The organism is Rahnella sp. AA, assembly GCF_002834385.1.
Classification (GTDB): domain Bacteria; phylum Pseudomonadota; class Gammaproteobacteria; order Enterobacterales; family Enterobacteriaceae; genus Rahnella.
Window position 1 is genome coordinate 1 of sequence record NZ_PITQ01000021.1, and the last position, 21,596, is coordinate 21,596.

The window sequence follows — 21,596 nt, forward strand, 5'->3', positions numbered from 1 at the left end:
CCAGACTTTATTATCAGGGACTGCGAGAAAAAGGAAAATCTCACCAGTCTGCAATCCGGGCTCTTGCCTTCAAATGGATAAGGATCATTTATCGCTGCTGGAAGACCAGAACCCAGTACGATGAAGCAAAGTATTTGCTGGCTCTCGAAGCGCGACACTCGCCCTTACTGAAGCCATAAAAAGCTTGTCGAATGTCTCAGGGCGTGAAGCGGACGTTTGCATATCTATCCAAATGGTCAAATGCAGTGACCATCTATGTATTGAAGCCGCCAGACTGCCGGTATCTCAAATTAAAATCTGGATAATTTCCTCTTCCGGTACGAAGCAGGCCTCGTCGTGAAGGAAAAATTTTTTTACTGCCATGGCGGCAAATCCATACATCCTTTCAAATTTAGCTTAATTTCTTCACTGGTATCAAAGATGCAGTCTAAGTGGATGCAATGATGCTGCCGTAGTGGAATTTATCGGCGAGGTGCAACGTATCCCCAGTGTTCATCTGTACGGACTTAAGGACACGTCAGCTCCACGCGTAATAAAGATTCAGTACTCAGATTGAGCAAATATTTATTACCAGATTATAAAATAATTGATGAATTATTCTACAAAATGATATGATCAAAATTTATGTTCAGCTGATTCAACTCATCAATTGTAGTGTGAGTTAAGATAAAACATGTGTGATGTCACATTAAGGGTGACATACTATTTTTAAAATACTCATTTTTTAGGTTATAATTCAATTCAAGTTGCATGTATTCCGTGGCCAAAAGTAAATTAAGTTGAAAGTAGTGCAGGATCTTAATGTAAGATTCGAAGTTTGATTTTCCATAAGGCTTTAACTCAGAATATTGTAATATTCAGCAGGGTTTCATTTTGGGTTTTCAAGCAGTGATAAATGGGTTGCTGCTTGTTCGAGAAAATTGATAGCGAGTGCACTAATTATGAATGATGAAAATGATTATAAAGTTGTATATTTTCCAGGCGGAATGAATTATGAATCAAAAAAACCTCTTATCCGCATTGGAAAAGTAGAGAAGTGGAATGATTTTCGGTTTAAAACCCATGCTATCTGTAATATCCAAACGGGCGTAGGTAAAAATTATGAGTTTTCAATTAAAATAGCCATTAGCACTCTCATGATGGAGTCTAAAGTTGAGAGTGAATTAAATTTAGAAAAATTTAGTGGCCTTGGAAATGTACTTGAAGCTATGAGCAACGTAGATAAAGAGTTCGAACTTTCAGGGGGTATGATATTCTTCTCAATGTTGAATAGCTTAGAGGATTATAAAGATATCATATCAACCTTTGGAGTCAAAGAAACACAACGAATTCTAAAATCACTCAATGATGTGGTTTATCTAAACGAATTTTCAACGACAACAAAGAAGGAAAAGTCAGTATATTATCTTAAAGAGTTTCTAGATTGCAGTGCCTTCAATCTGTCGTTCATCAGAAATAGTGAAGGATACTTTGCATTTAGAAATGCTGGAGATGTAGTGCGTGGTTTAGAAAATGAAGTTCTTGACTATATTTCAAATGAGTTGGATCTTAATTTCAAACTCGATGGTTTCGCGAATGTGCACTCACTCAATCTTAAATATGATTCGAAAGGTATAATACCCAAAAGAATAAATATATTGATCGGACAGAATGGATTAGGGAAAAGCCAAACTTTAAATCACTTTATCAAAGCTGCAGCAAATATAAAGAGTGGTGATTTTAAAATGACAGATCCTCAAAACGGTTCTGGTAGACCTTTGATCAATAGAATTCGTGCATTTGTAATGCCAGGGGAGGTAGTTGGGACCTATCCTAATCAGTATGCTAATCTGAAAATCGACTATAAAAAAATATATGTTGGGAAAGCTGGTGCTCAACAAGAACGGCAGCTTAAGGATGCGCTAATCTCGTTGGCCCGAAATTTACAGCCAATTGGTAATAGAACAATGTTTGATCTATTTTGCATGTCACTAGATAATGTCATTCCTTTTGAAAGAATTTATATCAGTTTAAAGGATGGTACTACTATTCCACTTTGGAAACTTGATGGCGCTCTAGGAGAGGAAAATAGCCTTAGAACATGGGAGAGAATACTTGATGATTTGAATCCCATGATCAAGAAAAATGAACAGTACCATCCAATGAGTTCAGGGCAACTTGTATTTTTTAAATTTGCGCTATTGTCATTATCAAACATTGCGAATGGTACATTCGTTCTTATTGATGAACCTGAAACACATTTGCACCCAAACTTTATCTCTGGTTTTATTTCATTACTGGATGATATTTTAGAGAGAACTGGGTCATTGGCTCTTATTGCTACACATTCGCCTTACCTTGTACGTGAGGTAACTCGTGAGCAAGTGCATGTATTTAAAATTATTGATGGTAATATTAGCATCTTTAATCCAAGATTGAAAACTTTTGGTGCTAATGTTAGTGATATCTCTGATTTTGTGTTCGAGGATAATATAAAAAATAATTTGTCTGAAAAATTAATAAGAAACGCATATAAACTAAATCGCTCTTATGAAGAAATGAAAAATGATTTCTTTGATGAGCTGCCAGTTGAAATGTTGCATCATGTAAAAGACAAATTATCAAAAGGGGAAAATTAATGCACAAGGTATCTCCTTTGAAAATTCATGATCTTGTGGTTTTAAGAATGATGAATCGTGATCCTGGCTTTTCTGCTCATGCTCACGTTGCATCTAATTTTAAAATTATGCGGAAACGTTACATTCAGTATAAAAAATCTAAGGGCTCACCATTTGTATTATCTCCGATAACTTTTCCAAAGAACTTTAAAGATAGTTTGAAATACCACTTCTCTCATCCAAGAAGTGAGCTTGAATATATTTCAAAGATTAGATATAAACTTAGCCCAAACTGCTGCCCATTGTGCGGAGGGTTTGGGTCACATACTGTAGACCATTATCTTCCAAAAGCATCTTTTCCTGAGCTAACACTATATTCATTAAATCTTATACCAGCCTGTGCGTGTAACTCACTGAGAAGCAATGTTACACATGGCACCCCGCCTCATGAGAGCACGATACATCCTTACTTTGATAACGGTCTTGATGAAAGATTAATGAAAATAATTATTCAAGGTGTGCTTTTAAGCGATGATGTTGAGATAGATTTCTGTGCTCTTCCATGCAGTATAATGCATGTTGACAAGATCAATTTTCATATTGAGAACGTTGTTAGGAAGTCTACAGCTAAATATTGGATGCAAGGGAAGTGGGCATCTCTGATTAGAAACCCTTTGTCAGTAATTACTGCAATTCCTGATACTTCATTACATTTATCTTTTCCTGAACTTGTTGAATATCTCAATAAAATGGTAGCGGATAATGATAGGTCACATGGAACACCAAATAACTGGTATTCAATGTTCTTTTATGGCATTGGTACAGATGTCGCGCTGATTAATTGGTTGGTTGGACATTGCAATGGTATTTTTGATGGTACGATTGATCCTATGTCTTTTTGAGTGAAATGATGCCCTCTTTAAATTATAAAAGAGGGCGTGGAATTATGGATGAAGATTATCTTTTATTGATTGGCACTGGCTTTATTGGATTAGTAGTTTACTAATTATCTGGTTGCTTTATGCATTAACGAAGAATTTATAAAATCGTTGGAATATCTATTTGTTGTGCCATCCATCACCAATCACCCTCAAATTGCTATCCTTATCGTCAGCCTTCATTCTTCAATTATGAATATTTTAAACTCCATTCAGGACATCGCTCGTGCGAGCCACAACCTCATTCACACCGGCATCGTTGTAATTACCCATCCAGATGATCAGCGTTCTTTTAGATATCTGGCCTAACGAGCCATCACGTTCACGATGTCCGCTTCTGGCACAGAGCTGCCTGTCAAATTAGGCTTGGCCCTGTGTCGTAGTTGTGTCAGGTCAAGTCTGAGTTAATACAAATTATCAGTATCTTTCTGAAGCGTCTGCAGCCGCTGTTCCAGATTATCCAATCTTTCTTCGAGGTCATGGCTCCGCTGCTCAATATCTTCCAGTGTTTCTGACAGAACATCACGTAGCAGCACAAAGTTTGCCTGTAGGGCGTACACAAACTCGCTGCCGCGAACCAGTAATGTTTCGCGCGGTATGTCCTGTAATGCCGAATGCGTCATCCATGTCACCAGCGCTTTGGCGCTCATTTTGGTCAGTACGTCCGAAAGTCGGTCAGTTTCTCTGTTCATTCTGGAGTCCTGTATGTTCTGATGTCGAGGGAGTATTTCGGAAGGGCATTAGTTCTGGTCATTGCTCTGCGGGTTGGGGCCGTTGGTGATAGAGAACAACTATGTGCAGTGGCTTGCATCGAGCTGTTTCAGCTCGTCGAGCGTGTAGATGCGAAAGACATTCCGGTGGCGGGTTTCCAGCGGGATGTGCTGATGGTTAACGATCACGTGCCTGATGCTGTCAAATAGCCGTTCAAGACCGCGCTTTTTCTGCGGGTCCGGCACGATATAAAAAACGTAAATCCAGTTTTTGCGGGTCCGCGCCAGCAAATGGCTGGCGATGATCGACTGGTAACGGGCTTTGGTTTTCAGACGGCGCTCGGTCTCAATGGCGATCACGGTGCCGCCGGGCAGGGTGATCAGCCCGTCTGGGCGATGACTGACCTGATACCGGCTGAGGAAGGTTGTGCGGTCGCCATTTATCCACCCGGATGCGCCTTTTTGCTCAAGGATGATCCGGGCTGCCTGATTATCAAGGTGGTGCTCCAGCGTCCAGCCGGTGATTTTTGAAGGCTCAAACCGCGCCGGGAAAAGCGCATCGTCGGGTGTTAATACAATGGCCAGTCCGTCACTGGTTATGCCCCACAATGAAATCTTCATCGTGCGCGATACCAGGACATGCTTTTGTATTAACCCCATGCCCTCGACTTTTGAAAGCAGGGAATATAGCGATTTATGGTCTCTGAAGCCGAATAGCAGCATCAGCGTTTTAAAGTCACTGTACGTCTCTTCTTTCAGAAAATTCAGCAGTCGTTGTATTTTTTCGCGGTGCCGCGTCTGGCGTTCGCTGTATGCGGTGATAAGCATCATTCCCCCTTTAAAAGTCCAGCAATGACGGGTTTTCTTCTTTATCGGCGTTCGGTGTTGTCGTGTTTTTTTCGTCCGTATCAAAAAAAAGATCGGGCCGCGTTGTGGTGATATCCGGCGTTGATGCAGGTCCGGGAGACGTTTCCTCCTCGCTAAAATCCAGGGCGATGTTTATTGTTGCTGCGGTGGCGGCAATGGCGGGCGACACGGTGCAGATCTCCAGTTCGCGTTTTCTCACCCTGATGGGCGAAATCAGAGAAGCAGAGGGGAGTGTTTTTGTCGTAAAGATGAAGCTGACAAAATCGGGTAGGTTCAGGATCATATTGCTGTCGGTAAAGAAACGCTCCGCCTGCCTGATGGTGCGTTCACTGTCGATAGTCTCTGTTAGCACGGCATCGGTTTTTGCTTTGCGGACCTCATCATCGACTAATATAGTGCCTGACATCCTGGCCACCCATTCCGCGGTGTCCGGGTCCATGACCCGATAAACCAGTTTGAATTTGGCATTTTCAACGACCGCGCCGACAACGGCGTCGCCTTTCAAATCTGCCGGACAGTCTTTTAAATCGGCAATCGACTGATGGTCCATAATAATATGCACGCCTTTATCGCGTGCGGCACCTAAACCTTCCAGCGCGGGCCTGGATAAATGGTATTTCAGTTCGGAAAGATAAATAGCAATGGGGCGGGGCACGTCTTTCACGCGCTCGCGCCTTTCTGCCAGCTGGTACAGGCGAACCAGCAGCATGCGCTGCGCGGTAATGATTTTGCTGTTGCGCATTGAACCAATCACATAACAGCAACCCCCTTCATCAAATATCCTATTAAGCGAAAATCCGGTGGGGGCATTAATAGCATTGAGTAGGGCCAGCTCTTCAATTTTCCCGAAGAAGGCTTTTATCTTATCTGCAATAGCCTGAACGTAGTCTCCGTTATACACATCCCGAATGGTTGAGGCAGTATTACGGGTGACAAGCTGCGCAGCTATACGCGCCGCCTTCCGGTCGTCAATGCGATAAAAGTCTGACTCCTGGCCTTTCTCTGCCAGGCTGAACCCGGCAACAAAAAGTTCTTCCAGTTCATCGGCGGTGATCTCTTCAATCAGGTTTAACTGGTACTGGGGTTTTCGCAGGTCAATCAGGGCAAAAGGTTTGCCTGCATCTTCACAGGCTTTGCGGTAAAGGTGGGGTGCCCACTCATCATCCTTGGGGTCCATCACAAATACGCCTTCACCGGCCAGAATACTTTGATAAAGTAATATCCCGGTGGCCACCCCTTTACCGGCGCCGGTGGTGCCGATAATATCCGCGTGTTGTTTTTGCCAGTCTTTTAACGGCAGATACATCGGCTGAATATCGCGGTCCATGCCGATAAAAATACCCTTGTTGAGGTCGATATAATCCAGCGGGTCATAATGCAGCGTTTCCGGCAGCAGGGATTTCACCGTGCGGACATCGGTGCGTAATTCCCGTTCAAGCGTGGTTTTTCTGACGAGGCGCTTCTTTATTTTGTCTAATTCAGGGGTTAATACCCTGCGCAGCAGAATATGTAAAATAAAACCCGCTACCGTAAAGGTAATCAGCACTGGCCATGCCAGAACGGGAATACTGGCGACTACTTTGTCTTTATAAAGCCACTGGAAAATCCAGATAAGTACCGGCCCCATGGTACCGGAAAGAAAACACACCATGGAGAAAGCAATAATCAGCTTTTGCCACAACGGAGCTTTTTGCCGTTCATCGCTTTTCATCGACGCGAAAAACGGCATCGTCAGCCCCGATAACAGCGCCAGCATCAGCTGATGCTGTTGCATAAAAGCAATGAAGCTCAGCGCGCCATTCACTATCGGCGATAGTGAAACGGCCAGCTTATTCAAAATCACGATGCCTCCTTCGTCAGCGGTTCGCCCCATGACATCGCCCCATCAGTTCGCCCCACGGTGTCGGGCGAAAAGGCTGGGCGAACGTATGGGGTAAAGAAGGTGGCCGCTGTGCGGCCATGTACAGGGAAGCATGCTTTCCTGCACGACACGGCGTGCGCCAGTACATGCGGGCTGGACGCCCTTATGATATGTCACATGGGGGTAATTTCGTGGCTGGACGCCGCGCCAAAACCCCCAACGTCAACGGCGGCACACCGTCGCCCGCTACGCGCGACCACCCCCTTTAAGACGGTCGCTTTCGCCTTTTTCTTCCCTTTGCTCGTTCCTCGCAGCGTGAATAAAAGGGAAGCTGACCTTTAAAGAGGGTGGTCGCGCCACGCTACCGGCTTTTGGCCGGAGACTTAGCCGCGACGGTGTGCGGGGCGATGCCCCCCAAATAAAGCGCTGTCGTGGGCGACAGCTTTTCGCTCGCTGGGGCGGCGAAATTTATTCGGCTCCCCCCGGCCGGCAAAATCCGCGTGGGCGCGGCTGTTTGCCGGTGAGGCGCGGTGCCTGAACTATTTTCGCTCCTTAACCCGCGAAAATAGTTCTGTCCGCTGCCTCATTTTTACGGCCCGCATTTCTTCACTCCTTAATCCGCGAAAAATGTAGGGCCTTAAAAACCTGAAAACCGGCACGCCTTAAGCCTGACCCGGCTGAAATATTTTGGCGCTATAGGGGACCTGAGAATAAAATTAATGCAGGGATTAATAGAGGCTCTCGCGGATTTCCCTGATGATGTCGGAATAACACTGACGACTTTCTTTAATGCTGGTTTCATCCAGCGTAAATCCTCGCCGGTTAGCTTCTTCTGTCAGCGTTATTCTGTCGGTGCCGTTCAGCGTTTGCAGCAACTGCAATAACCGGCAGATAACCCGGTGGTGATAAATTTCATAATAAAGGCCGCATCCACGTATCGCCTCATTTTCAATGTGCTCAATAACACAGGCTGCGCTCATGGAATCTCCGCGCTGACGTGTCCAGGGATGCTGAATAAAACCCGGTTTTTTCATGATGACTACCTCCGTTAATTAACCACGCATGCGGCCAAATTTATTGATTATCTGGCTGATAATTGCCGGGTCTGCCGAGTTACATTCAAGTAAAAATGATTTTCTGGCATCGGCAGTATGGTCCGGCAGAAAACCGTGCTTGTTCTTTTTGATGATATTAAAGAATGCACGTTCAGCCGAATGACATTCATTGCCGCCGCCGTTACCGGTGGCTTTACCGTACATGCATAACACCACTTCACAGGCGTCAGCGGCCATGAGGGAGGTTGAATATGACGCCATAATGCACAGTAATAATGCGGAGAATATTGCTTTTTTCATTTCGGTCACCTTCATATTCAAACGAGTGCTGCGTAATTCGATAAGTTATTTATTGAAGTCCTTTGCTGAATACATCTCTCATGCCATTAAGATGAAGGGGTTTAAAATAAACATCACTCATCCGGCGTATGTCACCGTGAATATCAATGCTGACTATCACATCAATGCTCTTAAGCACCTTGCGTAAAAGCACGTTGAAAGGCATGTTCCGGCAGTCGGGGTTTTCATAGCAGCGGTCAATTAACCCTTCAATACATTCTTCCGGGCTGCCTGCATGCAGGGAAGTCATTAATCCCTCATGCCCGGAACCGACGATTTTCAGCGCATCCCAGGCTTCTTGTCCGCGAATTTCAGCCAGTAATATCCGGTCAGGGTTCATACGATAATTGGCGCGTATCAGCCTGCCGGGCGTGACAATGGCATTATCCCCGGCATCCGCCGGATAAAAGAGATGGACATAATTGGTGTGGTGATAGAATCGGATTTCGGGATTATCCTCGATGGTGGTCAGCCTGAGGTGCCGGGGAATAGAGTGCAGCAGCGTTTTCATATAGGTGGTTTTACCGGATCCGGTTTCACCGACGATAAAAATCGTCTTGCCGTATTCCACCGCTTTTTCCATAAAGCGGGAAATATCCCCACCTTGATAATAGCGGGTCAATTCAACATCTTTGCCTTCCGTTCGCTCCTTACCGGTCACCCGGTTATAAAATCCCGCATCAATCCATGACTGATGCGTTTTCTGCCCGAATGAGGGTTTGCGCAGCGTAATAGACACGGTATTACGCTCACAGGCCGGGGGAATAATGGCCTGAATGCGCTCGCCTGACTCAAGCGTGGCGGAAAGGATCGGCGAGGTGTCGTCGATATTATCGTCCTGCCACGACGCCAGCGCTCTGGCAAAGGCGTAACACTGGCGCAGCGTAATCGGGGCTTCATGTCTTCGCCATTTCCCCCGGATTTTGGTATGCAGTTCACCCGGCCGGTTAACGGCAATATCCGTCAGGCCGTCCTGCGCAATAAAATCACCAAACAGCTGGTTTTTCATAAAATCCAGCGACAGGTTTTCAGCGTTCATACCACCTCTTTTTCAGTCGCAGCTGCCAGACGGATGAGAAATCAATATCGGTGCCGGTCATGATGCCGATGACATCACCCTGATTCAGGTACAGGGTGGGCGGGATATTGATGCTGTTGTCCAGCGTCGTTTTCGCCATTTCCGCCGTGGCGGCACGGGTGTTTTCGGTGTAGTCGGTATTGCGGTCTTTCCCCGGGGCAGCATCTGACGCCGCCGCTGCCACGTCCTGCACCGTACTGAGCATCAGGGCATTGCCGAAGCGCTCCCAGAAGTGATTGTCGATCCAGCCTGAGATCCCCGTCTCGCCGAGTGGGCCGCTGGCCTGCGTATTGTTGAGCGGGATTTGCAGGCTGCCGGGCTCAGGCGTGCGCAGCTCCGTCCACAGCACAAACATCCGGCTGCGTCCGTGTTGCAGTGCCCCGGTGCGGTAGATGCCACGGGCGACCGTTCCCGCCGGGATCAGCGTCACATGGTTGCTGGCGCTGTAAACATCTTCACTAATCAGGCAGGAAATATGCCCCCCGACATCGGACACGAAGCGCCACATCATCGAACACGGGATATAGCGGTCCACCGGGATATAGAGATCAGGATCGAGACCCAGTCGTCTGACGCCGGTGACACGGGCGACGCCCGGATTGTCGTTGTTGCCCGTTTCCGGCGCGGCAGTATCCGGGCAGCGCAGGCTGCCATCCTTTCCCCTGGTCAGTACTGACGGACAGGATGTGTACGTCGTGGATGATGACCGACTGTCGGACGTTTCTGCGTGGCTGCGCGTTTCACCCGGGGACGTGCGTGCATTATCGCCCGGCATTGTTCGGGCGTTGTTCACCCCGTCAGCCAGCGCGGCTGCCTTGTTCAGGGCGGGTGGGGCCGGTGGCTGCGTTGGTGCGGGAGTAACGGTCTGGCTGACAGGGTCTGTTCCGTCCTGTGTGTGTGGCCCGAACAGGCCAAACGGGTTACTGTCCATGCCCAGATTTTGACGCTCATGCAGCGTCTTCCCGGAGGAGGGCTGCGGCGCGGTGTCGGCTTCTTTCTCATTACCCTCTCTCAATGCACTGAAAAGACGATCGCCGCCGGATGCCAGGGCGATCATCAGCGCCAGACTCAGCAGGCTGACGATCAGCGTGCGGCGACCTGATGCCTTACGAAAACGGGTCACTTCCGGCTGGCCGGGCGGTGTTTTCTGCTCCGGCTCCTGATACGCCATTGCCGCACGGGCGCGTTCGCGGGCCTCCGCTTCCCGCTCTGCGGTGGTTTTTTCCGGTTCATCCGGGACAGGTTTATCGGTCATTTCGCCTCCAGCGTAACGGACGGTGAAACAGTGTCGCTGCGGGTTATCGGGATGCGCCCGAATCCGTCGTTTTCGATCCCCACCACCGAGGTGCCGTAACGCAACACCAGTTGTGGCGCTGCCGGAACCACCATCACGGTGTAATTACCCTGCTTAACCGTCCGGGGCGTGAGCGCCTGCTCCTGTCCGTTAACCACCCGGAAAACGGAAGGCAGGGTTCTGATGGGGGGAAAACCGATATAAGCAAAACGACCATCATCCCAGGCAAAATCCGGTGCGATGGAGGTCGAACCGGCGGCGACCCGTTTGGTGTAGCGCCAGTTGCGCGGCGTGCTGGCCTGTCCGAATGCCGCTGCTATCTGCTGCTTCTCCTGTCTTTCACGCTGCTGCGTCTGACGTGCGGCGCTGGCGGCGGCGGATTGCTGGCGAACCTCGGCCGGATAGTGGTAACGGATAACGAACGCCTGCGCGGGGGAATCGTGGTCCAGCACGTTCAGCTCCAGGCTGTAATCACGCTTTGAGGTCACCACGAAGAGGTTGGTCTTCCAGTCCTTTGCCGTGGGCAGGAACACCTGGCTGACGTTGTTGCCGCTGGCGTCCGTCACCGGCTGGGTGATGGGGTTCGGGCTGACACCCACCCGGTTATCACTTTTCGTTACCGTCCAGCCTTTGGGAAAACCCGCTTGTGCATCAATCACAGCTTCATCGTCGTCAAACAGCAGCGTGGTGACGTAGCCAGGGCGGGTGTTCACCACGGTGGCGTTCTGGCTGTTATACGAGACGTTCTGCATCCGGCTGTCATAGCCGCTGCCACGCGGGGTGGCGGCACTCCATGCCGCGCATGACACCATTAAGCCCGTCAGGAGTAGGATGTTTTTCAGCATCATTCGCTCCTCAGTTCTTTATCGCGTTGGTAGCTGGTGACGATAAAGCCCAGCGGGTTCACTTCACGCTGACTGTCCGTCAGTTGCTGATGCGGGACATAACGGTAAGTGAGGCGGATATTCCAGAAGTCCGTTTTCACTGAATTATCAGAAACACGGCGAAGGGTACGCTTAATACGCAGTGTTGCCAGGCTATCCGGCCCGGTGGCAGGCGCATGCACATTAGAAATAATGTCGATATAGACGACATATTCGGCTTTGTTAAAAATAACGTCCGGAGCCTGGTCGCCATTAAACCCGTCCAGATAATCCCGGTTCACGCTGTTGCTGTTAAATAACTGTACGTCGTCGTAATCACGCTGGAGGGCGAAATAATTATACCCTTCGCGGAGTCTGACATAGTGTGCCGCCAGTGAATGGGCCAGCGCTTTTTCAGACGCCATATCCCGCTCTTTAATGCGGGTCATATACTCATAACGACCAGTTTGTTTATCCACCGACCACAATTCAATGTCAGTGGTTTTCAGCGGCAGCAGAATAAGAATGGCCGTAATTGCCAGTGCAGCCAGAATCAGCCCGGCAGCGGCCACACGCCAGGCAGTTTTGCGGGAATGCTCTTCCTTTTCCAGCAGGATGGATTCAAAAGAGCGCGAGACATTAATGATGCGCTGAATATCAGACATGGTGAGTCAGCTCCTGGATCATGGCGGGGGAATTCACCGGCTGGGGATCGCCGGACACCGGCGGGAGGTCGCCCTGATGCTGCGCGCAGCCCGTAAGCGCGCACAGCATCAGAAGCAAGATGCTGAATTTCATGGAAGCCTCTTATCGGATTAATGCAGGAAGGCCGCACCGCTGGCAGAGGCCACGGCGTGACGGAGAAAAGAAATTAGCGGTCGGGAGGAATTAACGGTGACGCTGCTGATTCTGGCGTTTCATGCTTTCAATGGCGGTAGCACGTTTCTGCCAGGCGTTCACGGCTTTGCCCGCACCTGCGGCAATGAACCTGCCGGTTGTCGCGGCTGCGGCCATGCCACCTTTGGCGGTCAGTCCGCCCCCGGCCTTTATGCCGGGTCCGGCAACGTCGGCAGATTTGCTGGCCAGCCCGCGCAGTCCGCTCATGGCTGCACCCTGTAACACGGCCTGTACGGCGGCACTGCCTAATGCGCTGGCAACTTTTGCTGAGAAGTAGATGATGACGCCTGAAATAACACCGGCGACACAGCACTGAACGCCGAGCGTGATGATATTGGCGTTATCCGCGAAACTGACCGCCTTATCCAATATTTCGTTCAGATAATTAATCACTATCCTGAGTGACAATGCTGAAAACATAATCGTCAGAATAACGGTAAATATAGTTTTCAACCAGTTATTGAACATGGAGGTTAGGAATCTATATAGCAGGCAGAAAATAAAAATCGGCGCGGTAGTGGTCATTAATACTATTGTGATTTCGGCTAAAAGGTTAACGGTCGAGCCGAATAGCAGAGTAACGATAGCGCCTCCCCATACCAGAATTTCAGCAATCCCTCCGTTAAGTTTTACATAGTTGGAATCATCATTTTGATAAAGTTTTTGTCCGATTGCCTGTGCTTTTTCCCATACGGTATCGAGCAATGCCCAGACATTATCGTCGCCGCTGACACCATCTTTTAATCCATTAATGGCCGAGATGGCTAAATCCAGCCAACTGCCAAGATTTAAAACGAACGTCATGATCAACAACATTCGTCCGACATCCCATACGACATCTTCTATCGGGGTTTGAAGTTTTCCTGCCAAAGTCTGATACCCACGATAAGTGATAAATAATGTAAATGAACTGACGGCGATAACACTGATCATATTGCCGTACACGGAAGTTTGTCCCTGTAGTACGGCATTTAAACCGCCAGTGATAGTGTTGTTCATTCCAACAAACATACCAGCTGACATAGGTCACCTCGTTAATTTAAGTCGGGAACCTTTGCTTTCCCCTGACGGAGTTCAAATCGTGCCTCACGTACGTTTTTACAATCTTGGGAATCATCACCGGATGATTCGCACGTCTTATAACGGATATTCATTTCATCCTGGTGCTCTTTATACCATTGTGTTGATTTCGGGTTATCACATCCTGTCAGTAATAAGAATCCTGAAATAATTGGAATCAACAATATTGATGTTTTCATGTTTGCCCTCTCAATCATTAAAGTCAGGAACAGGCGCGGCGAGTTGCTGCTCATTGAAAGCTTTTTGCCGCTGCTGAGTCAGCATAGTGGAACGTTGCTCTGCCTGTTTGACTGACATTTCCCACTGGCTGGTCAGCGCATTCAATTGTACGCTTTTGGCCGCGATGGCGTTAGCCAGGTCCTGTGACTCTTTCGAATCCTGCGCATTAGCAATACGGTCTGATAAATCTGATATATCACCGAGCGTGCCCGTGATCTTGTTTTCAACCTCGGACGTATTTTCTATTGCTACAGCCTGATTCAGGATCCTCTGTTTGCAGCTGTCCAGATAGCGTTGTGAAGCGCTGGACGGGTTACAGGTATCGAACGATTTATATTTGTTATACAAGCTATTCAGTTCAGACGAATATGACCCGCTTGGGTTGCTCAGCAGGTCATCCAGTGAAATACCGTTCTGACGAAGATTATCAATATCGGTTTTCAGACTTTTGGCCTCGCGGAGAAATGCCTGAACGTCCCGCACGCCCGTTGCCGTGGCTAATTGCTGCTTGTAGGCATCAAGTTCACTTCTGTAATGGGTGACGGTTTCCTGCCACTGCTGGAGTTTCTGGATCCACTGATTCATGGATTCGGTATTCTGTACGGCGTCGAATACCGGTATTCCGGCGCTCATCGCCTGGGTGGAAATCAACAACGATAATGCCAGTAGGATATTTCTGAACCGCATTTTGATTACCTCCGTCAGGATTATTACAGGGCTTGTTCAAGGAAGGCGGCTTTCCAGTCATCAGGCTGCATACCTTCCTGATACAGGGTGTCGAACAGCTTCAGGTTGTCTTCGCTCCCGCTCAGCATTTTGGTAAGTTTCCCGAGACCCGCTAAATCCATTTTCGCCATCGCCACAAATGGCCGGGTTTCACCTGCGCGTAACGGCGTTTTCAGAACCACCATAGAGCGCTCCCCCGGATCGAGGTTTCTGACGATGTCGTACACGCTTTCCGGCACTTTCATCTTTTCCACGTAATCCGCCCGGCTGGCCTTCGGGTTGGCGAGAAAAATCTGCGTGCTGCACTGCTCGATAATCGCCGGAGCAATAGGGTGCTTGACGATTTCGTCAGGCGACTGCGTGGCGGGGACGAAGATGCCGTTCAGCTTGCGGATCACCTTCAGCATATTGAGCGAGAAGCGGGAAAATTCGACATCGGCCAGCCATTTCCAGAACTCGTCCATGAACATCACCAGCCGGCGACCATCCAGCAGGCTGGTGACGCGGTAAAGCAGATAAAACGTGATGGGGCCGCGAATATCGTCATCATCAAGAAATTCCGTACCGTCGATACCTACGTTATCAATGTTGCTAATGTTGAAGGTGTCCTCCTCATTGTCGAATACCCAGCCGAACTCGCCGCCCTGCGCCCACTGTTTAAGGCGAATACGTAGCCCGTTGATGCGGGCGTCGGTGGTTGGCGGCTCCGGCAGGACTTCCAGCAGCCGGGTGATACCGAACTTGCGGTATTCCGGCGGGTAGTCGAGCATAATGGTATCCACGGCGGCACTGATCCGCTCCTCATCGCGCGGATCGAGCGGCTTGCCGTTGCGGCCGCACAGCATGCGCACCAGTCGTTTGATAAAGCTGATATTCCGCCGGGTTGGGGCAAGCGAAAACGGGTTAAACCCGGTGGGAGTGCCGGTACGGATACGGTAGTAGCGTCCGCCCATCTGGCGTATCGCTACTTCCGCCGCCCGGTCCTTATCAAAATACACCGTGGTGAGCCGCTGGATTGTGGCTGAGGCGCTGAACGTCGCAGGAATGCGGTACTTCTGCATCAGTTGCTGCATCATGGTCATCAGCATCGTTTTCCCGGAACCGGTTTTCCCGATAATCGCTGTATTACCCGGCGTTTTTTCGTTGAAGTCATTCCGTCCGCTCTGGCTGTCGTGCAGGTTCAGGTAATAACCGCCACCGCCGGGTGATTTGAGTATCGCGATGGCGTCACCCCAGGGATTGCCGCTCCGCTTGTGGGAATGAAAGTTGTGCAGGCTCGCCAGATCCGCAAAGTTCTGGCTGCTGACGGCCACCAGACGGGGGCGCAACGTATACACCCCCGGCAGTTGCGCCAGGTACGCGGCGGGCAGCGACAGCGTGGACAGCGTTGTCATGATGCCGAGGTCGGCGAAAGGCTGCGCCAGCGCGTTGGTATCCTTCACCACCTGCTCTGGGCTGTCTGAAGATACCAGCAGGGAGAAGTGGTATTTCCCGCAGGACACATGCCCGGACTGGAGCAGGTCACGTAGGACAATCAGCTCTTCTCGCTGTGAAATGGCGTCGTCGTCCGCCGAATTCAGGCGCTTTTCCGCCAGGCGAATATGCTTCTGCGCCTCATCGCGGGCCATGCAGGTGAAGGACTGCGTCAGCACGTACTCGCTTTCGGCATACAGCAGCGCGTCCAGCAGGCCGGTCGCGGTTTCAGGCGAGTAATCTTTGATTTCCAGACTGCGGAAAAAACGGGAACCGCCGACCGTCTGGCACTCGGCGGTGTCGGTGGTAAAAAAGACATCCGGCGTGCTTAATGTTTCATAAAACGGCGCACGCGTGACCGCCACCTTTTGCCACTGGCCGGTGAGCAGGCGGTGATAAAAGGACAGCTGGGCGGAATACACCCGCCCGTTGCCTTCATACATCCCCAGTGGCGTCGCCGTATAGCGGGACAGCGCCGAAGCCAGCGCATCCCGGTGTTCCAGCATCACTTTCAGGGCATCATCCAGCACCGCTTTGCGTTTACCGGACGGCTGTGCCTTCATGGCCTTTTTCTCCAGCGGAGAGAAGGGCGCATAGCAGACGGTGAAAAACAGCCGGTGCCGCCAGAACGGCTTTTCGTTGATCGGCTGGGAATACAGCCGGGTCACTTCATCAGAAAAGGGAATACCTGAATTTGCGTCAAAGGCATCGTGGTATTTTTCCCGGATACGGTGAAGATAGAAAGTGACTGGCAGGCCTTCATATGCACGAATCACGTTATTGAGATGCGTCGCCATTAACGTCAGATGATGTTCGTCCTCGCATTCAAAAACGGTGCCCTCCAGCTCCCAGCTGGCAACCAAATCACCCTGGCGGTTTCTGATGACGTGCGGGTGAATATGGGAGGAATACGGAATGTATTTATCCAGCGTAACATGCTCGTTTAACTTCATTTTTTCAATAAACTCCGAGACGTCGACGGCGTCATAGCGGTTTGCCAGCAGGGCATTGGCACCAAAATGTTTATTGGTGCCAAAACGGCCACGGGTTTTAAAGGCCAGCCAGAGCAGCCCGAAATAGTGAATATCGGTTCTGGCCTTTGCCTTCATCTCCAGCCAGGCGGGAATAAGCAGTAATATCAGGTAATAGCTGACATAGACCGCCAGCAGGACGATGGCCCCGCTGACCATCACGAACGGCACGAGGGGAATACCGGCTATGGCGGCAGGCCGCGTCAGCGCTTTGTTCAGCGTAGCCATCGTTACCTCCCTTATGACGCCCAGTAGGCACCGAAGCCTGACGCACCGACGATAAGGATGGCGCCAATGATGACGTTGCGCATGTCATACAGGCTCTTGCCGTCAAACAACACTTTGTATCCCACCCACATGGTTGCGAGCGTGATAGTGACGGCAGCCAGCCCGAGCAGGCCGGTGGAAGTGTTGCTCAGCGTCTCATTGGCTTTATTAAATCCGCTGTCTGCTGCCAGCACCGGGCTTGCCATTAACAAGGAAGAGAGGGCGGGCCAGTCAGTCTGTTTTCGTTTCATCATTGTTCCTCCTGGGGGCCGGGAATGGGTAACGCGCCGCGTATCACGGCGTTGGGGTAGCGCAGGGATGTCAGAACTGGCGTGGCGTTATCGGTAAGCTCGCCACGCATGACGGCGGTGGGGTAATGGATTGCCAGCACGAGCTTTTCGGCGGGAGGTCGCTGCCGGTCTTCCCGCGTTGACGGCACGGCGTAGCCGATGCGCTGGATGTAGCTGGTCTGGTTAAATGTGGATTCCGGCTGTTGGCCGGTTGTGAAGTTTCCTGAGTAGTAGCAACTGAGCGCACGCTTCAGGGAACCGCCGCGGTGGTAGCAGTCGGTGAGGATGTGCTCAAAGACGGACAGGTTGGTACAGGGGTCAAGAAGGTCACTGGCGGTCACGCGGTAATGACGGAAATTGGTGCTGGTGATTTGCATCAGCCCGACCGAATAGCGTCGGTCCTGTGCCGCCAGCCGCCCGGTGAGGCTGACGGCCTCATTCCTGCTGGCGGGGAAATGTGAAATCACACCTTTGCCACCGGGCAGAATTTCAGCGATGGCATACGGATTCAAACCGGATTCGACCCGCGCCACATCGAGTGCCGTAGACGGGTGAACGCTGGCGGCGCACTGCATGGCCGCCGCCAGAAACACGGAGGTGGAAAGCATGATGGCCTCGGAATGGTAAACCGGGCAACGCGTACCGCCATCAGACGGCACAGGGCCGGAAAAAGGGAGAAGGGCGGTTAAACGGGCTCAGTATCCTGTGTCGCATCGCCGTCATCCCTGGGCTCAAGGAGCACTAACTTGCCGGAAACGGCAATGCCGGGTGTCAGTACCACGTTAAGGCCGGGTTTACCGTGATGGGCAAAAGCCACGCCGACTTTCGTCCACCAGGTGTTTTTTTCACCCTGTAGGTCGGGCTGACTTTCCTGGGTGACAAACACCTGATAAATGGGTCTTCGCATGAGGCCTCCTCTAATAAAAACAACGATGAGTTAAATAAATGTCACATCCCAATTCTGCATTCCGGTTTCAACGGGTCAGCGAGAACATTCAGCGGCACCCTGAATTGTGGTTTCGTGACAGCCCGAACCTTATTTTTAAAGAGCAATGCTCGTCCCGAACGAATAAACGTCCATAAGATCAGTTATTGAATTACAACGCATTCAGAATGCAATATTAAAAAATTCTTCGATATAATAAATTCAAAAAACAACAAAGAGAGTTAATAAAATTAAAGATGGATTTATCTGGCGGGATTAAACCATCTGTTGATGGAGGTAATAAAATAAATCAACGGATTCTTGACTGATAGGGGAATATAAAAACGCGCGGGGAAGAGAAACTCCCCCGCACGTAACCGGCATAATGATTAGCGTCTGCGACGTTCAAGAATGGACTGGCAATCCGTACATGTCGTCACCCCGGGCAGTGTCTGCCGCCTTTTCTCTGGAATAGGTTTCCCACAGAATTGACAGTGAAGTAATGAAGGCGTTACAGCGGGTTTGAAACGGCTTTGTTCAATCATATCTTCCAGCCGCTGTTCATTAAACTCCTGATCGCGGTCGATCTCATCCGGCATGAGACGTCTCCCTATCAGATGCTTCACGTTCGAAAAGCTTGATACGGTTCCAAACGACAGTGAGCGAGGGGTTATCGGGCTGGGCGGACAATTTCTCAGTGACCTGTATCATCGCCTCCAGTGCCTCGGTTGATTCTAGATTAGCTACCCTGCATTTTTGCCATTGCACCCAGATCCGGGCATCGGTCCATTCATCCGGGATGGGTGTCCGGCCATGAGGGATGGTGATATCCAGCAACCTACGACGCAGGCTGACCTCATTGGATGTGAGACCAAAATAGTGAGTTAGCAACGCAATCGACCCACCCAGCTGAATAGCGTGGTTGATACGGTGTTGCTGCAGAACCTCCTCACGGGACTTCGCCAGAAGCAGGCGTAATGCGTCGTGATGAACCGTCACAGCCAAAAATGGCGCAGACTCACGACTAATGATAAACAGCTCGTCTAGTGACAATTGGTTGAGGGCATTCATTTCGTCGAAAGTGAATCCGAGTAACTCACAGCGACGGATGTTGCCATCCTTCAATGCGTGCAGAGCATCGGTTAATACGGCGTAATTCAGTGATGGGATAGTCATGGTGTTTTCTCCCTTCAGCCTATTGAGCGGCGGACTAATTTAATATTGATCCATTCGTCAATTTCCGATTCGAGCCAGGCCACACTGGCCGGGCCAATCTTTATTGAACGGGGAAAGGTACCGTCCTTCATATACAGATAGATTTGAGAGCGCTTCAGGCCTGTTTTTTCTTCAACCTGTTTAAGTCGTAATAACTGATGAGATGTCATAACTTCCTCCAGTACAAAAATAAAAAAAATTCTGGAGGCTACAAAAAAGCACGAGGAAAGCTGGAAGGTAAAGCTGATGAACCCGTATTAAGGATTTGATGATCCGTAATTCGGGTTTTTAGGTCAGATCATGAAATATCATTTTTGTTTGGAAGCAGGCGTGTAAAGGGGAGATCCGCGTTCCAGTGCGGTTTTAAGTGTATCTCCGCTCAGTCTATCGGTTATGCCATCGGCTGATGCCCATTGTTCAAAGATTGAGAGGAGTTTATATGGTTGTTTTACTAAAGGACTAATAGTCTCATTATGCCTACAGGCAAGCCAGAGCAAGCGAGATAGTGGTGTTGATATCCGTGTAGAAGATGATGGCGGTATTTTATTTTTAACAATGAGATTAAGTAATTTATTGAACTCCTCATTACGGATAACAAAAAAAGCATCTTTTGGTAAAATATAAATAGGGAAAATTTTTTTCGAACTTTGTTCATCCACGTCTACATAAGGATCATGTTCAGAAAATATTGGTGTAATATCTTTTGGAAGTCGTTCTATTTGTTGCTTAATTCTGTCGTGCAATGTTATCTTTTCAAAAATTTGGAATATATCTCCTTTATAACAAACTGAAATGCCATAGTTATTATCATGTGCCCCCTTTATGGGTAAGGGTAATTTGAGGGACTGTGCAAGCAAGCTCTGAATAATAACATATTCATAGCCAAGTAAGGGAGTATCAATAACTCGCTCCTTAGATCTGATATATTCATGTTCAGTGCTAACTTTAAAGCGATCATTATTTATAAAGCTTACGCTATCCAAATTGCAAAGACGATGAATGAGTGAACCAGTTAGGGGAGTTAGTTTTACTTTGTAATTAGTGGTTTTTACCTTGCGGAGTATAACCGGTGATTGGAAATATATAGATATAAAAACATTCCCATAAAGAACGTTACGTAAAATATCACTACAACTGATTTTCATATCGAAATGATCAGAAGCTATTTCTACAGCCTCTTGAATAGTCACCCATTCTTGCGTCTTTTGCATGAATCTTACCGGGTTGTTATTTTCTGGCATTATATTTCTCCTTTCATCTAACCACGACTCTTGGGCAGCAAGCCACATTGAATAAACCAGGGAAGGATAGATGTGTGTAGAGGAATAATTACCCTTAAAATATTATGAAAATCATTAAGAACAGATAAATCATGAGCCTTTTAAACTGAGTGAGGTATTTGTAAATTGGATGGTTTATTATTGATATTCTTTTGAATTGTTATTGTTGGGACAAACTCCACACAAGAAATTGAAAAAATAATCATGGCTTCTGAAAAGGCAATAAAAAATAATTAATGGATGATATAGTACATAATCAGTTTCTATGGACACTGGATACTATGAATTTCGTAATTTATCCATGATTACACCATCAATCAGAGATAAACATTCCTTATATCCTTTTACATTTAATTTGCTATAAATGTTTTTTAAATGCGTTTTTATAGTATTAGTCGATACGAATAATTTTTTTGGCAGCGAAGATAACTTTTCACCACGAAATAATTCGTATAAAATTTGTATTTCCTTAGGTGTCAATCCGAACTCATTGTTTAATATCAGGTATCCAAAAAACGGGTTTTGTCAGTTTTATATTTAGATAAACTTTCTTTTTCTAATAGAGCTGAAATGTATCTTGATATTAAATCA

24 protein-coding genes and 1 pseudogene are annotated in these 21,596 nt (G+C 48.5%); 4 read left to right on the top strand and 21 right to left on the bottom strand.

Annotated features, from left to right (window positions below):
• From CWS43_RS26625 to CWS43_RS27340, 3 genes and pseudogenes are all read left to right on the top strand, one after another.
• Positions 1 to 179 (top strand): annotated as a pseudogene (locus CWS43_RS26625) (IS110 family transposase); the annotation flags it as partial.
• Positions 180 to 941: 762 nt separating this feature from the next.
• Positions 942 to 2,618: an AAA family ATPase gene (locus tag CWS43_RS26635; protein WP_101080140.1), complete on the top strand. Its 1,677-nt coding sequence runs from the start codon at positions 942 to 944 to the stop codon at positions 2,616 to 2,618.
• Entirely contained in the window at positions 2,618 to 3,499 is an 882-nt protein-coding gene (locus CWS43_RS27340) for a hypothetical protein (protein WP_157825445.1), read from the top strand. Before CWS43_RS26635 ends, CWS43_RS27340 begins: the two co-directional genes overlap by 1 nt.
• A gap of 440 nt (positions 3,500 to 3,939) precedes the next feature.
• Here CWS43_RS27340 and CWS43_RS26650 read toward each other — a convergent pair whose 3' ends face one another.
• The 9 genes from CWS43_RS26650 to CWS43_RS26690 form a co-directional block, all read right to left on the bottom strand.
• Complete coding sequence (locus CWS43_RS26650) at positions 3,940 to 4,227, bottom strand: hypothetical protein (protein ID WP_101080142.1); 288 nt, start codon at positions 4,225 to 4,227, stop codon at positions 3,940 to 3,942.
• A gap of 99 nt (positions 4,228 to 4,326) precedes the next feature.
• A complete protein-coding gene (gene mobC, locus CWS43_RS26655; protein ID WP_101080143.1) occupies positions 4,327 to 5,073 on the bottom strand; it encodes a MobC family replication-relaxation protein in 747 nt (248 codons plus the stop codon).
• A 10-nt stretch (positions 5,074 to 5,083) separates the two neighbouring features.
• Positions 5,084 to 6,955 (bottom strand): type IV secretory system conjugative DNA transfer family protein, encoded by a 1,872-nt coding sequence (locus CWS43_RS26660; RefSeq protein ID WP_101080154.1) that lies wholly within the window; start codon positions 6,953 to 6,955, stop codon positions 5,084 to 5,086.
• Positions 6,956 to 7,701: 746 nt separating this feature from the next.
• Entirely contained in the window at positions 7,702 to 8,007 is a 306-nt protein-coding gene (locus CWS43_RS26665) for a hypothetical protein (RefSeq protein WP_101080144.1), read from the bottom strand.
• An 18-nt stretch (positions 8,008 to 8,025) separates the two neighbouring features.
• Positions 8,026 to 8,328, bottom strand: a complete 303-nt coding sequence (locus tag CWS43_RS26670) for a TrbM/KikA/MpfK family conjugal transfer protein (RefSeq protein WP_101080145.1) — start codon at positions 8,326 to 8,328, stop codon at positions 8,026 to 8,028.
• A gap of 49 nt (positions 8,329 to 8,377) precedes the next feature.
• Positions 8,378 to 9,406 (bottom strand): P-type DNA transfer ATPase VirB11, encoded by a 1,029-nt coding sequence (gene virB11 / locus CWS43_RS26675; protein WP_101080146.1) that lies wholly within the window; start codon positions 9,404 to 9,406, stop codon positions 8,378 to 8,380.
• The gene (gene virB10, locus CWS43_RS26680) at positions 9,396 to 10,700 is read right to left on the bottom strand and encodes a VirB10/TraB/TrbI family type IV secretion system protein (protein ID WP_101080147.1); all 1,305 of its coding nucleotides are present in this window, start codon (positions 10,698 to 10,700) and stop codon (positions 9,396 to 9,398) included. The genes virB11 and virB10 overlap by 11 nt, the downstream gene beginning before the upstream one ends.
• On the bottom strand, positions 10,697 to 11,587 hold the full coding sequence (gene virB9, locus CWS43_RS26685; protein ID WP_369825957.1) for a P-type conjugative transfer protein VirB9: 891 nt from the start codon (positions 11,585 to 11,587) through the stop codon (positions 10,697 to 10,699). The genes virB10 and virB9 overlap by 4 nt, the downstream gene beginning before the upstream one ends.
• Positions 11,584 to 12,267 (bottom strand): virB8 family protein, encoded by a 684-nt coding sequence (locus tag CWS43_RS26690; RefSeq protein ID WP_101080149.1) that lies wholly within the window; start codon positions 12,265 to 12,267, stop codon positions 11,584 to 11,586. Before CWS43_RS26690 ends, virB9 begins: the two co-directional genes overlap by 4 nt.
• On the opposite strand from CWS43_RS26690, the gene CWS43_RS27440 reads away from it, so the two are divergent.
• A complete protein-coding gene (locus CWS43_RS27440; RefSeq protein WP_198555938.1) occupies positions 12,266 to 12,421 on the top strand; it encodes a hypothetical protein in 156 nt (51 codons plus the stop codon). The genes CWS43_RS26690 and CWS43_RS27440 overlap by 2 nt on opposite strands.
• Positions 12,422 to 12,490: 69 nt before the next feature.
• Here CWS43_RS27440 and CWS43_RS26695 read toward each other — a convergent pair whose 3' ends face one another.
• From CWS43_RS26695 to CWS43_RS27865, 12 genes are all read right to left on the bottom strand, one after another.
• Positions 12,491 to 13,522: a type IV secretion system protein gene (locus tag CWS43_RS26695; RefSeq protein ID WP_053011607.1), complete on the bottom strand. Its 1,032-nt coding sequence runs from the start codon at positions 13,520 to 13,522 to the stop codon at positions 12,491 to 12,493.
• An 11-nt stretch (positions 13,523 to 13,533) separates the two neighbouring features.
• The gene (locus CWS43_RS26700) at positions 13,534 to 13,758 is read right to left on the bottom strand and encodes an EexN family lipoprotein (RefSeq protein ID WP_053011700.1); all 225 of its coding nucleotides are present in this window, start codon (positions 13,756 to 13,758) and stop codon (positions 13,534 to 13,536) included.
• Between the two features lie 10 nt (positions 13,759 to 13,768).
• On the bottom strand, positions 13,769 to 14,485 hold the full coding sequence (locus tag CWS43_RS26705; protein WP_101080150.1) for a type IV secretion system protein: 717 nt from the start codon (positions 14,483 to 14,485) through the stop codon (positions 13,769 to 13,771).
• A gap of 23 nt (positions 14,486 to 14,508) precedes the next feature.
• Complete coding sequence (locus CWS43_RS26710) at positions 14,509 to 17,256, bottom strand: VirB3 family type IV secretion system protein (protein WP_101080151.1); 2,748 nt, start codon at positions 17,254 to 17,256, stop codon at positions 14,509 to 14,511.
• A gap of 11 nt (positions 17,257 to 17,267) precedes the next feature.
• Positions 17,268 to 17,546, bottom strand: a complete 279-nt coding sequence (locus CWS43_RS26715) for a TrbC/VirB2 family protein (protein ID WP_101080155.1) — start codon at positions 17,544 to 17,546, stop codon at positions 17,268 to 17,270.
• Positions 17,546 to 18,193 carry a lytic transglycosylase domain-containing protein gene (locus tag CWS43_RS26720; RefSeq protein ID WP_101080152.1) on the bottom strand — a complete coding sequence of 216 codons (648 nt, stop codon included), beginning with the start codon at positions 18,191 to 18,193 and terminating at the stop codon, positions 17,546 to 17,548. Before CWS43_RS26720 ends, CWS43_RS26715 begins: the two co-directional genes overlap by 1 nt.
• A gap of 77 nt (positions 18,194 to 18,270) precedes the next feature.
• Entirely contained in the window at positions 18,271 to 18,492 is a 222-nt protein-coding gene (locus tag CWS43_RS26725; protein WP_053011603.1) for a hypothetical protein, read from the bottom strand.
• 407 nt (positions 18,493 to 18,899) lie between these two features.
• On the bottom strand, positions 18,900 to 19,109 hold the full coding sequence (locus tag CWS43_RS26730) for a TraR/DksA family transcriptional regulator (protein ID WP_050944182.1): 210 nt from the start codon (positions 19,107 to 19,109) through the stop codon (positions 18,900 to 18,902).
• Positions 19,099 to 19,686 carry a DUF2857 domain-containing protein gene (locus tag CWS43_RS26735; RefSeq protein ID WP_053011602.1) on the bottom strand — a complete coding sequence of 196 codons (588 nt, stop codon included), beginning with the start codon at positions 19,684 to 19,686 and terminating at the stop codon, positions 19,099 to 19,101. The genes CWS43_RS26730 and CWS43_RS26735 overlap by 11 nt, the downstream gene beginning before the upstream one ends.
• 14 nt (positions 19,687 to 19,700) lie before the next feature.
• Positions 19,701 to 19,895, bottom strand: a complete 195-nt coding sequence (locus CWS43_RS26740; protein ID WP_009635172.1) for an AlpA family transcriptional regulator — start codon at positions 19,893 to 19,895, stop codon at positions 19,701 to 19,703.
• Between the two features lie 138 nt (positions 19,896 to 20,033).
• Entirely contained in the window at positions 20,034 to 20,966 is a 933-nt protein-coding gene (locus tag CWS43_RS26745; protein WP_053011601.1) for a hypothetical protein, read from the bottom strand.
• Between the two features lie 318 nt (positions 20,967 to 21,284).
• Positions 21,285 to 21,485: a helix-turn-helix transcriptional regulator gene (locus CWS43_RS27865; RefSeq protein WP_157825446.1), complete on the bottom strand. Its 201-nt coding sequence runs from the start codon at positions 21,483 to 21,485 to the stop codon at positions 21,285 to 21,287.
• Positions 21,486 to 21,596: the final 111 nt, after the last annotated feature.